This is a genomic window from Acinetobacter sp. 24-47-39 (genome assembly GCF_056783825.1).
The window spans coordinates 39,369-51,520 of record NZ_JBWYIP010000012.1 but is presented as its reverse complement, the minus strand read 5'-3'; the positions used below and the strand labels follow the sequence as shown (position 1 = coordinate 51,520).

15 protein-coding genes are annotated in these 12,152 nt (G+C 39.9%); 12 read left to right on the top strand and 3 right to left on the bottom strand.

Translation table 11 applies throughout. The features are described from left to right. Positions 1 to 125: 125 nt before the first annotated feature. The 5 genes from AC1M9C_RS11505 to AC1M9C_RS11485 all read left to right on the top strand — a co-directional run bounded on the left by AC1M9C_RS11505 (position 126) and on the right by AC1M9C_RS11485 (position 2,984). Positions 126 to 434: a BolA family protein gene (locus AC1M9C_RS11505; RefSeq protein ID WP_481953730.1), complete on the top strand. Its 309-nt coding sequence runs from the start codon at positions 126 to 128 to the stop codon at positions 432 to 434. A gap of 26 nt (positions 435 to 460) precedes the next feature. Further along, positions 461 to 853 carry a SirB2 family protein gene (locus AC1M9C_RS11500; protein WP_180028969.1) on the top strand — a complete coding sequence of 131 codons (393 nt, stop codon included), beginning with the start codon at positions 461 to 463 and terminating at the stop codon, positions 851 to 853. Between the two features lie 79 nt (positions 854 to 932). Then, positions 933 to 1,769: a ParA family protein gene (locus AC1M9C_RS11495; RefSeq protein ID WP_481587765.1), complete on the top strand. Its 837-nt coding sequence runs from the start codon at positions 933 to 935 to the stop codon at positions 1,767 to 1,769. A 35-nt stretch (positions 1,770 to 1,804) separates the two neighbouring features. Then, entirely contained in the window at positions 1,805 to 2,194 is a 390-nt protein-coding gene (locus tag AC1M9C_RS11490) for a hypothetical protein (RefSeq protein WP_481593780.1), read from the top strand. A gap of 199 nt (positions 2,195 to 2,393) precedes the next feature. After that, positions 2,394 to 2,984, top strand: a complete 591-nt coding sequence (locus tag AC1M9C_RS11485; protein WP_092767920.1) for a LysE family translocator — start codon at positions 2,394 to 2,396, stop codon at positions 2,982 to 2,984. Positions 2,985 to 3,059: 75 nt separating this feature from the next. Here AC1M9C_RS11485 and AC1M9C_RS11480 read toward each other — a convergent pair whose 3' ends face one another. After that, entirely contained in the window at positions 3,060 to 3,707 is a 648-nt protein-coding gene (locus tag AC1M9C_RS11480) for a DedA family protein (RefSeq protein WP_035268957.1), read from the bottom strand. 198 nt (positions 3,708 to 3,905) lie between these two features. Between AC1M9C_RS11480 and AC1M9C_RS11475 the strand changes: the two genes are divergently transcribed. From AC1M9C_RS11475 to AC1M9C_RS11445, 7 genes are all read left to right on the top strand, one after another. Further along, positions 3,906 to 4,322, top strand: a complete 417-nt coding sequence (locus AC1M9C_RS11475) for a DoxX family protein (protein WP_481597744.1) — start codon at positions 3,906 to 3,908, stop codon at positions 4,320 to 4,322. Between the two features lie 233 nt (positions 4,323 to 4,555). Further along, positions 4,556 to 6,124 carry a glutamine-hydrolyzing GMP synthase gene (gene guaA, locus AC1M9C_RS11470; RefSeq protein ID WP_481953729.1) on the top strand — a complete coding sequence of 523 codons (1,569 nt, stop codon included), beginning with the start codon at positions 4,556 to 4,558 and terminating at the stop codon, positions 6,122 to 6,124. A gap of 243 nt (positions 6,125 to 6,367) precedes the next feature. Then, positions 6,368 to 6,697 carry a hypothetical protein gene (locus AC1M9C_RS11465; RefSeq protein WP_481953728.1) on the top strand — a complete coding sequence of 110 codons (330 nt, stop codon included), beginning with the start codon at positions 6,368 to 6,370 and terminating at the stop codon, positions 6,695 to 6,697. A 110-nt stretch (positions 6,698 to 6,807) separates the two neighbouring features. Continuing rightward, a complete protein-coding gene (locus tag AC1M9C_RS11460) occupies positions 6,808 to 7,758 on the top strand; it encodes a pirin family protein (RefSeq protein WP_481953727.1) in 951 nt (316 codons plus the stop codon). Positions 7,759 to 7,780: 22 nt separating this feature from the next. Beyond that, positions 7,781 to 8,179 (top strand): OsmC family protein, encoded by a 399-nt coding sequence (locus AC1M9C_RS11455; RefSeq protein ID WP_481953726.1) that lies wholly within the window; start codon positions 7,781 to 7,783, stop codon positions 8,177 to 8,179. Positions 8,180 to 8,315: 136 nt separating this feature from the next. Next, positions 8,316 to 8,957: a glutathione S-transferase family protein gene (locus AC1M9C_RS11450; RefSeq protein ID WP_481953725.1), complete on the top strand. Its 642-nt coding sequence runs from the start codon at positions 8,316 to 8,318 to the stop codon at positions 8,955 to 8,957. A gap of 1 nt (position 8,958) precedes the next feature. Then, positions 8,959 to 9,570, top strand: a complete 612-nt coding sequence (locus tag AC1M9C_RS11445) for an alpha/beta fold hydrolase (RefSeq protein WP_481953724.1) — start codon at positions 8,959 to 8,961, stop codon at positions 9,568 to 9,570. Between the two features lie 47 nt (positions 9,571 to 9,617). Here AC1M9C_RS11445 and AC1M9C_RS11440 read toward each other — a convergent pair whose 3' ends face one another. After that, positions 9,618 to 10,226 carry an SPOR domain-containing protein gene (locus AC1M9C_RS11440; RefSeq protein ID WP_035268975.1) on the bottom strand — a complete coding sequence of 203 codons (609 nt, stop codon included), beginning with the start codon at positions 10,224 to 10,226 and terminating at the stop codon, positions 9,618 to 9,620. A gap of 132 nt (positions 10,227 to 10,358) precedes the next feature. After that, entirely contained in the window at positions 10,359 to 12,149 is a 1,791-nt protein-coding gene (argS, locus tag AC1M9C_RS11435; protein ID WP_481610225.1) for an arginine--tRNA ligase, read from the bottom strand. Between the last annotated feature and the right edge of the window lie 3 nt (positions 12,150 to 12,152).

Genomic DNA, 12,152 nt, shown 5'->3' with positions numbered 1-12,152 from the left:
TTTTGATTGGTCTTAAGCTCAAGATCAAAGCGAAACTCTCCAATGGCGGTGTAGTTTATTTACTTTTTATTCTAAAACTTCACGGTATACTGCTGGCAACCAATGAATGCGTGTGGAATGTAAGCATGACTTTAGAGCAACAATTAATTGAACGTTTACAACAATTGTCTCCTGTGCACTTGGACGTGGTGAATGAGTCATCAGGTCATGGTGGCTATTTCCCTGGTAAAGAATCGCATTTTAAAGTCACTGTTGTAAGTGAAGTGTTTCAAGGCTTACGTTTAGTACAACGCCATCAAAAAGTATATGCACTGGCGGGTGACCTATTGAGTCCAGGAAAGATTCATGCTTTGGCGATTCATGCTTATGTGCCAACTGAATGGACTGGTCAAGCGCCAAATAGTCCTGAATGTGCATATGCACCGAAAGCTTAAATTTTAAAAGTAGGAGAGTGGCTGAAATGGATACACACTTAGTCATTAAAATCGTGCATATGTCGAGTTTGCTCTTGTTGATCATTGCTGTATTAGCACGTGCGACAACCTTATATTTTGGCGTCGAAAATCAACAACCCAATCCGAAAGGACGTAAGGCTTATGTTGCGCTTCAACATTTGGCATTTACTTTGGTCATTGGGACAGGCTTGATTTTATTGTTTTTGAATAATTTTCAAGTTCAGCCTTGGTTCTATGCCAAAGTGGTCTTAGTGATCGTAATGTTATCTTCATTAATTAAAGCATACCGCCAAGATGCGTCTGTACTGTTAATTCAACGTCGTGCGGGGGTATTGATTAGTTGTGTCGCATTTATGGCCATTATTGGCATTGTGATGATTAAGCCAACTTTCGGTTAATTGTTAGACACAATCGCATAGGCTCTCACCCCTCTAGGTTAAACTTCATCTATAAAGTGAATTGAGCCTAGAGGGAATGATGCGTACACGTGTGGTGTTTAATCAAAAAGGTGGCGTTGGTAAATCCAGTATTACAGTAAACTTGGCTGCACTGAGTGCACATCAGGGTTTTAAGACACTTGTCATTGACCTCGATCCTCAGGCCAATTCCAGTCAGTATCTATTGGGGGATGATGCGACTTATAATGCCGATAAACCTGCACTAGAACCCAATATTGAAAATTTTTTCGAAGATGTATTGGCGAATCAGTCGAGCAAAGGTTTGATTGGTCAAGCCATTGGAAATTTACTCAAAAATAAAAATAAAGGCTTAGAAGCCTATATACATCAGTCACCATTCCCATCTCTCGATGTTTTGCCTGCAAGTCCCTCGCTTGGTGCTTTAGAGCATAGCCTCGAATCCAAACATAAAATTTATAAGCTGCGTGATGCGATTCAGCATCTAGCAGGGACTTATGATCGGATCTATATCGATACACCGCCTGCATTTAATTTTTTTACTTTGTCGGCATTAATTGCAGCAGACCGAGTGTTGATTCCATTTGATTGTGATGTCTTTTCTAAGCGTGCTTTAAACACGTTGATTGAAAACATTATAGAAACTCAAGATGATCATAATGATCGCTTGGAAATTGAAGGTATCGTCGTTAACCAGTTTCAAGCGCAAGCAAAGCTTCCTCGTGAAGTGGTACAGCAGCTTAGAGATGAACAACTACCTGTGCTCAATGCGATGTTGCCACCGTCGGTATTAATGAAAGAGTCTCATCATAAAAATATGCCGTTAATCTATTTAAATACAGATCATAAATTGACGCAGGCCTACCAATCATTGTTCAATGAAATCGAGAATAAATAAGATTTGAGAAGAGTATGAACTCACGCGCGATGAAAATGGTCATGCAACTTAGTGCATTCGGTACGGTTGCTGTATTGATGACTGCTTGTGCGACAACGGTTAAACCGAGTTATGTTTCTCCGACGCAATATCAAGCATTGAACTGTGTACAACTTGGTGCTGAATTCAATCGTATTCAGCAGTACATCAATAATGGTGTACAACCGCCTAAACGTACAGGTGTTGGCGTTGGTCTAGGTGTTGGTGGTGGCTGGGGCCGTGGCGGTTGGGGCTTTGGTCCTTCAGTTTCCGTCAATATGGGACAGTCATCGAATACCAAAAATACTGAATTGTCGCGATTATATGGTGAGCAAGATGCGATCTCACAAGCGGCAACATTTAAAAATTGTCCTTATGTTCCTAAGCGTCAACAGCAAGCTCAGTAATTTAAAAGGGCTGTTCAAACTGAGCTTGAGCAGCTTTTTTTTAGCAAAATGTTTCAATGTAAATTTATTAAAATCAATATTTTATAAAATTATTAACTGAAAATAGACGCGACATTCATCATTCCTTCACTTTAAAAACTTGTCTTTAAATTCGTTTTTCGTTTAAGGTGTGCCTCCTCTAAATCTCTGATTTTAATCTATGGTAGAAAGTTGGCTTTATATTTTTGCAGTGTTCGCGGTATTACTTATTCCCGGTCCAACCAATGCATTATTGGCTAGCGCAGCACATCACCATGGCGTATTAAAAGCATTCTATTTCGTACCTCTTGAATTACTGGGTTATATCTACGGCATTAGCATTTGGGCACTGTTGGTGCATTTAACCCTACCAATTTGGCCGATGCTGATTCATATCTTACATTTGGTGAGTGCAGTTTATGTGATTTGGATGGCTTTTCATTTATGGAAAGCTTCACACCTTAAGCAATTGAGCCAAAAAAACATTCGAATGAGTCGCAGTCATCTTTTTAAATCGACTCTGAAAAATCCAAAATCTATTTTGTTTGCAGTTGGTATTTTTCCAGCATGGACTTGGGATTCTTTTCAAAACTATTTTTTAGTTTTGGGTGTATTCACCTTATGTTTAATTCCATGTGCTTTATTTTGGATGTATTTTGGTCGTAAAGTCTTGGCAGGGAATCAGACGGTGGTCAGCGCAGATCGCTTATACAAAGGTTCTGCCATGTTACTTATGCTCAGTATGTTACCTGTCATTATTGGATTTTTCTAAGCCATTCAATATTTTGTAGTGATAAAAAAAGCAGATTCTTGGTGGGGAATCTGCTTTTTTTGACGTCTAAGATGATTACATCATTTCGGGATTTTTCTTTGGGAAAAACTTGTGGCGAATAAAGCCAATGATCCCCGGCAATACGCTTAGAATAATGATTCCGAAAATTAAATGGGTGAAATTGTCTTTCACGATCGGCATATTACCGAACAAGTAACCCAAGGTGATAAACGAAGAAATCCACAAGAAAGCACCAACGACATTGTAAGTAATGAAGTATTTGTAGTTCATGCTTCCTGCACCAGCGACGAAGGGTGCAAATGTACGCGCGAATGGGACAAAACGCGCAAAAATAATGGTTTTACCGCCGTGTTTTTCGAAGAATTTTTGCGTATAAACCAAATGTTTTTTATTGATAAATCGAGATTCAATCTCAAAAACACGTGGTCCGATATATTTTCCAATATGATAATTTAAGGTATCACCCAATACTGCTGCCGTGAATAACAACACGCCCAAAAGCCACGGATCCATTGCACCTGTTGAGGCTGCTAAAGCACCTGCTGCAAACAGTAAACTGTCCCCGGGTAGAAAAGGCATGACCACTAAGCCCGTTTCTACGAAAATAATCAGGAATAAAATTCCGTAAATCCAAATGCCATAATTGGTAATAAATTCAAGTAGATGATCATCTACATGCAGAATAAAATCGATTAAATCCATGAGGGGTGAACTGAGCAAAAATGTGTTCAAATGCTAACAGCCATCGGCGCTGATGTCAGTAGTCAATTGATTTAAATTATAGGTGAATTATTGTTCTGATTATGCAACGCTGATTCTTTGTATTGATTATTTATCCTAAAAATAAAAGCTACTAGTCTAGGGTCATTACCAAAAACAAAACATAGATAGGTCAACCCAATGTTTAATCCAAATCAAGTGATTCAAAAAATTGTTGCTCAACCCACAGTGCATGCAACTTTAACCTTCGTCGCACGTGTCCTTTTAGCATATATCTTTATCGTGGCGGGGTGGGGCAAACTCGCAGGTTATAGCGCGACAGTTGGATATATGGAAGCGATGGGTGTGCCAGGTGCATTATTGCCAATAACCATTTTGGTTGAACTGGGTGGAGGCTTAGCACTGTTGTTTGGGGTGCAAGCACGATTATTCGCAGCAGCTTTAGCTGGTTTCAGTTTAGTTACCGCATTTCTTTTTCATGGTACACCTGAAGATTCGATACATTTCATGAAAAACTTTGCTATGGCGGGTGGTCTAATCTTTCTCGTATTGCATGGTGCAGGTCAATGGAGTGTTGATCAGCGTTTTGAAAAATAAATGACGAATACGTAATGCAGGTGAAATGAAAGAATTATTCGCCTGCTGCATCGTGATCTGAATGTAACTCCAAGGCTTGCATGATCAGAGCAATCGACTGAAATTGTTGAATAAAAAGACAATATTTAATAATAATGTATTGAAATATAGAGAGATTTGAATAGTGTGCGTAAGCTTAATAAAAATGATAGAATAGCGCGCTAATCCTTCGTTAGCCTTTCATAGTTGTTATCATGACTACCAATACTCAAATTACCGAAGATCGTATCCTGATTTTGGATTTCGGCTCTCAATATAGCCAATTGATCGCACGTCGTGTACGTGAATCAGGCGTATATTCTGAAATGTATGCTTTTGATATGTCGGAAGAGGACATCCGCGCATTTAATCCAAAAGGGATTATTCTTTCAGGTGGTCCTGAGAGTGTTCACGTTGAAGGCAGCCCACGTGCGCCAGGAGTTGTGTTTAACTTAGGCGTACCAGTATTGGGTATCTGTTACGGTTTACAAACGATGTCTGCTCAGTTGGGCGGTAAAGTTGAGCCGGGTACAGTTCATGAGTTTGGCTATGCTGAAGTCGATATTAAAGTACGTGATGCTTTAATTGGCGATCTTGAAGATTCAGCAGACAAATTGAAAGTATGGATGAGTCATGGCGATAAAGTGACTCAAATTCCAGAAGGTTTCCAAATTACTGCAAGTACACCAAGCTGCCCAGTGGCAATGGTGTCTGACGAAGCTCGTCGTTTCTACGGTATCCAGTTCCACCCTGAAGTAACCCATACTGCTAAAGGTAAAGAGTTACTTGAGAACTTTGTACAAAAGATCTGTGGTTGTCGTAGCCTATGGAACTCTGAAAACATCATTGATTTGCGTGTTGAACAATTACGTGAACAGATTGGTGATCAGAAGGTTCTTCTTGGTCTTTCAGGTGGTGTAGATTCATCTGTTGTGGCTGCATTGCTTCACAAAGCAATTGGCGATCAATTGACATGTGTATTCGTTGACAATGGTCTTCTTCGTTTAAATGAAGGGGATCAAGTGATGGAAATGTTTGCGAAAAACATGGGTATCCGTGTGATTCGTGCTGATGCTGAACAACGTTTCCTTGACGCTTTGGCAGGTGAAGTTGATCCTGAAGCAAAACGTAAAATCATTGGTCGTGAGTTCATCGAAGTATTTGCTGAAGAAGCACGTAAGCTTGATGGCGTGAACTTCCTTGCGCAAGGTACGATTTATCCTGATGTGATTGAATCTGCTGCAAGCAAACAAGGTAAAGCACATGTGATTAAATCACACCATAACGTGGGTGGTTTACCCGAAGATCTCGCTTTTGAATTGGTTGAGCCAATTCGTGATTTATTTAAAGATGAAGTACGTCGTTTGGGTACAACTTTAGGTTTACCATTTGAGATGCTTTATCGTCACCCATTCCCAGGACCAGGTCTTGGTGTTCGTATCTTAGGTGAAGTGAAGAAAGAGTATGCTGACATTCTTCGTTTAGCTGATGATATTTTCATGCAAGAACTTCGTGCAAGTGGTTGGTATGACAAAACTGCACAAGCATTCGCTGTATTCCAACCAGTGAAATCTGTGGGTGTAGTCGGTGATGGTCGTCGTTATGCATGGGTGATTGCACTTCGTGCGGTTGAAACAGTTGACTTTATGACGGCTCGTTTTGCGCATCTTCCTTATGATCTTGTTGATAAAATTTCGACGCGTATCATGAACGAGATTGCAGAAGTTTCACGTGTTGTTTATGACGTATCGTCTAAACCACCTGCTACGATTGAATGGGAGTAATTTAGGGCTTTCAAGAAACAACGTTTCTTGCCTAAATTACGCCAAGGGCTGTCCCAGCGGCAGTGGGGGATTTCGGACAGCATGGCTGTCCGCTTGAATTACCCAAGCGCTGCGTGCGCGGCAGTATCTAAATCAAGACATATCCCAATAGAAAGGACGCTTAGGCGTCCTTCCTATTTTTTTATCTAAAATTTAATTTAGAAGAATTCTATATTTTAAGAATTAGTCAAAATACGTAAAGCATTGGAAGTCATTAGCCCAAATAACGTTGTTTTAAGAAATTCCCCAAACTCTTGCTGTGGCAATGCAAGCAATTTGATTGCTACTTACTTAGAATCTAAAGGATATGGTGAATTTCAATATATTTTAGGAAAAAATATAAAGGAAACAGAAAGTTATGCTTGGCTTTTAAATGTAAGAAGTAGATATATAGTTGATCTAACAGCAGATCAATTTGGATTGGATAAAATTATTTATACATTAGAGCATGAGTATCCTTTATCACAGTTATTTCCAAAACAATTAAATCAAGGGCGGGCAAGCATTCTATTTTTAATACATACAAAACTCTAATTGTCCTACCTATAGTATTCAGCGTATTAAGTCTAAGGTGGTTCAATTTGCATGACCTTGTTAATATCTATAACAAAGATAGCCATTTGCCAAACTTTTAGGATAACGACATGACCAATAATACTTATACCGAATTGTCTCATTCAGAAGACTGTGAAAAGCACGCCAACCAATTTATTCAGGAATTTCCACTGCGCCGTGCAGAAATTGGTCAAGGAACAGTGATCAAACGCGCTTTACCAAGTCGCCATAAGCGTATGATTGGCGCATGGTGCTTCTTAGATCATGCAGGTCCTGTGACATTTGAAGCTGGACAAGGTCTAGATGTTGGACCACATCCACACATTGGTCTACAAACCTTTACTTGGATGATTGAAGGGACCATGTTGCATAGCGACAGCTTAGGGACAACAGATCAGCTGATTCAGCCCAAGCAAGTCAATCTCATGACAGCAGGTCGAGGTATTTCACATACTGAAGTCGCGCCAGCGAATGAAACAAAAATGCATGCTGCCCAACTTTGGATTGCATTGCCTGATGACAAACTTACCATCGATCCAGCTTTTAATCACTATCCTGAATTACCCGTGGTTAATCAGTCAGGTATCGAATTTACGGTATTGGTCGGTGAGTATCTAAATACAGTATCACCAGTCAAAGTACATACTGAGCTTTTAGGTGTTGATTTATTTGCGCAAGCAGCCACAAAGGCACGTTTACCTTTAAATCCAAAGTATGAATATGGATTCATGGCGCTTGAAGGTACAGCAACTATTAATGGTCATCATTTAGATGAAGACAATATGGTGATTTTAGAGCCAGGGCTAGAATATGTGGAAGTAGAAATCCATGACAAGAGTCGTGTACTGCTTTTGGGCGGTGAGCCATTTGAGTCGCCAATTTTATTATGGTGGAATTTCGTTGGACGTACGCAAGAAGAAATCAAAATTGCACGTGATCAATGGATAGCAGAAGATCCACGTTTTGGGTCAATTCCATCATACCAAGGCGAGCGTTTGAAAGCTCCGATATTGCCTGATAGCATGCGTCCATCTAAATAATAAGACAAAGAAGGAAAATAAAATGGCAACGATCGCAAATGCAAAGGTCACCACACTACCTGAAAAATGGGGTGGTGAAATTCAATCTAGTCAGCACACATTTCTCACCGATAAACCTGAATCATTCCAAGGTTTAGATCGTGGGCCTGCACCGTATGATTTTATTTGTTCAGGATTAATTTCCTGCACAATGATCACATTACGGATGTATGCAGAGCATAAAGGACTGGATTTAGGCGAATTTACTGTTGAGGCAGATTTTAAAGCCAATAAAGAAGGGCAGGAATGGATTGAGCGTCGTTTAAGTTTTAAAACTAACTTGGATGAAGCACTACAAGAAAAAGTTTTAAATGTGTGCCAAAAAACACCCGTCACTAAAACATTGCTCAGAAGCGTCGAAATTAAAACAACAATTGTTTAAATATAGACAACTTAATAGGCATCAACATTCTGTATTTTTGTAATTTACAGCTAAAAAGAAGACATTTTGTGTAAAGCAGGATGTCTTTTTTTTATTCAAAATGGCTATATAGAGAGAAATAAAATTAGGTGGTCTTATGCTGACATTACATCATTTAGAAAAATCACGTTCTTCAAGAATCATTTGGGCGCTAGAAGAGTTGGGTGCTGAATACCAAATTCAACATTATAAAAGATTGCCAACTTACGCCGCTCCACCAGAATTGAAGAAGGTTCATCCTTTGGGGAAATCACCAGTGATTACTGATGATAATTTAGTAATCGCAGAATCTGCGGTGATTTTAGACTATCTGGCTGATCGCTATGATACACAGCATCAATTTAAACCCCAGTCACAGCCTGATTTAACACAATATCAGTATTGGATGCATTATGCTGAAGGTTCATTAATGCCACTTTTAGTGATGACCTTAGTTCTCTCGTTTGTACCTCCTAAAGTACCTTTTGTGATTCGACCAATTGCCAATAAAATTATTGATGGGGTGAGTGATGGATTTATACAACCGCGTCTCGCTGAACATATTGAATTTTTAGAACAGCATTTGGCGCAACATGAATTTTTTACATCTCAGTTTTCATTTGCAGATATCCAAATGAGTTTTCCCTTGATCGCGATGGATGAACGCTTAAATGGAAAATATCCGAACATTCATGCCTATGTAAAACGCATAAAACAAAGACCTGCTTATCAGCGAGCGGTTATCAAGGGTGGTGATTAAGATGGCGGATCAAGCAGTGAAATTAATCTTCCTGCCCGGAGCATCTGGCAGTACTGCATTTTGGAAACCTGTTCAATCACATTTTGAATCTGAGTACGACACGCATATCATTGCTTATCCCAGTTTTGGTGAATATCCTGATCATCCACATGTAAATTCAATGTCAGATTTACAAGATTATGTATTTGATCATCTTCAACACCCAAGTATTCTGATCGCTCAATCTATGGGTGGGGTCATTGCTGTTCAAGCGGCGTTGAGGTATCCAAAATTGATTCAAGGTTTGGTGTTGGTCGCTACGTCAGGTGGCGTTGATTTAACACCATTTCATGTTAAAGATTGGCGTGCAGAATATCAAAATGAATATGAAGTGCCGCACTGGTTTATTGATGATGAAACCAAATTAGATGAACGGCTTGCTGAAATTGAATGTCCTGTACTATTAATCTGGGGCGGAGATGATGACATTAGTCCTGTCGCAGTAGGTGAGTATTTAAATCACGCTTTTAAGTATTCAGAGCTGAATGTGATCCCGAACGGACAACATGACTTAGCTAAAGTTTATGCGCCAGAGTGTATTTCTTTTATTCAGCGCTACTTAGCAAAATTTTAGGTTTGCTCTAGACTAAAAAGGATGCTAATCGCATCCTTTTTTTATAATTATCGTTTTACAACGATTGAATCAATACCGCTGTGTTGTAGGGTTTGCTGAGCGATGACAGCAGCTTCTTGAGAGTCATAAGGTCCAGAGACAACCCGATACCAGGTTTGACCGCCTTCCGTGGTTTTAATGACATCTGCAGATAAGCCGTTGAGAATAATTTCAGCACGACGTGCATCAGCACTGTCTGGATCTGGATAACTTCTGACTTGTAAAAGGTAGCTACTTGCCACGGGTTGAGGTTCTGCATTTTCAATCAGTTCACCCTCGGTCGTTGTAGCATCAGCAACCACAGGTGCTTCCACGATGACAGGTGCGGTGTTCACTTGCTGATTTTCAGGTACAGCTTGATCGGGGATTGGAGTCACTTGTTGTTGAGGCAATAAATCGTAGAAGCGATAATCTTTATTCGTATCTTCTTGATAATGTTCAGATTGAATATCATTGCTTTTTGGTTGGACTGGCGCCCACGGTTTCCATAGCATTAAGGCTACGGCAAAACTCAGTACAATTAAAATCAGAACAAGCATACCTAACCATTTTGGTATTAATGGTTGTTTGGGTTTGTTAGGTCTTTCTGATACACCACGCTGCGTTTTTCCAAACACTTGGAAACCTCTCTTATTTTAAGATCATGCAATGGAAAATTGGATTACCATCACATGGAATTTTTATCTCATTTTTTTCAATAATAAAAGTCTAAAGAGGTGAATCTTTTAAAAAGATTCACCTTCGATGACTTACATACTTTCAGGTGCAGAAACGCCTAAAAGCTCTAAACCATTTTTCAATACTTGACGAACATTTACCGATAACAACAAACGTGCTTGGGTCAGATCAGCATCATCACCGAGTACTTTATTTTCGTTGTACCAACCATGGAACAATGCTGCAAGTTCTTTTAAGTAGTTACCTACTTGATGCGGTTCATGGCTGTTTGCAGCACGTGCAATAATTTCAGGGTATGCTGCAAGTTTTGCTAAGATTTCAGTTTCAGCTTCTAATTCAAGCTTTGCGGCAAAACCACGCGCAGTGGTCGCATCGAAGTTGATGTTCAAGCTGCTTGCTTTTTCTAGCATACGACAAATACGTGCATGAGCATATTGAATGTAATACACCGCATTGTCTTTACTTTGAGAAACCGCGAGATCTAGATCAAAGTCGATGTGCTGTTCAGACTTACGCATGACATAGTAGAAGCGAGCTGCGTCGTTGCCGACTTCTTTACGTAGATCACGCAATGTGACGAATTGACCTGAACGAGATGACATTTGAACCATCTCACCACCGCGCCATAGGCTGACGAATTGTACTAATAACACAGTCAGTTTTTTTGAGTCATATCCCATCGCATCAATCGCTGCTTTTACACGTGCGATATAACCGTGGTGGTCTGAACCCCAAATATCAATAATGTCAGTATAACCACGCTGAAGTTTATTCAGATGGTAAGCAATGTCAGAAGCGAAGTAAGTGGTTTGACCATTACGACGTTTTACAACACGGTCTTTTTCATCACCAAATTCTGTTGATTTGAACCAAATGTTGCCATCTTTCTCATAGAGGAAGCCGCGTTGATCAAGTGTTTGTAATGCTTCTTCAATTTTTTCAGTCAATGATGCTTCACTAAACCATTGGTTGAAAGTCACACCAAATTCACCAAGATCATCTTTAATATCATCAAGAATTGCTTTTAACGCAGCTTGATGAAAAACGCGATAACCTTCACCTATTAACGTCTGCGAGTTAAAAATTAGACCATCAATGTGTTTTTCTTTATCGCCAGAAATTACAACCTTGTTACCTTCGGCATCAAGTTCTTCAGCATACTGCACATCTTCTGGCACATCTTTATAAACATCAGCTACAGGGCGAACATATACATCGCCGTCTTGATCAATAATGCTTTGTGCGATTTCTTTGACATAGTCGCCTTGGTAAGCATTTTTAGGGAATACTAATGTTTGACCAGTTAACTCAAGGTAACGTAGATAAGTAGACGTCGCTAAAATGTCCATTTGACGACCAGCGTCATTCACATAGTATTCACGATCCACTGTAGCACCAGTTGCTTCAAGTAAATTCGCAACCGTCATGCCATATGCTGCGCCACGACCGTGACCCACATGTAAGCTTGATGTCGGGTTCGCAGAGACAAACTCAACTTGGATTTTTTTCGTAGCATTTACTTGTGTACGACCAAAATCATTAGCTTGTGCCTGAATAGCATCAAGAACAGCAAAACGTTGGTCTGCATTCAAGAAAAAGTTGATAAAACCAGGACCAGCGATTTCCGCTTTACTGATATCCGCAACTTCTGGCAGTGCAGCAAGAATTTTTTCTGCTAAATCACGAGGCTTCATACCTGCAGCTTTAGACGCGATCATTGCGATATTCGAAGCGAAGTCACCATGGCTTCGGTCTTTGGTTCGCGTTAAGTTTCCGCTGTTGTTAAAGTCAGATGGGAGGACCCCTTCAGCTTGAAGAGATTGCACTGCATGATCGAGAGCTGCTTGTATTGCCGTATTCATAAT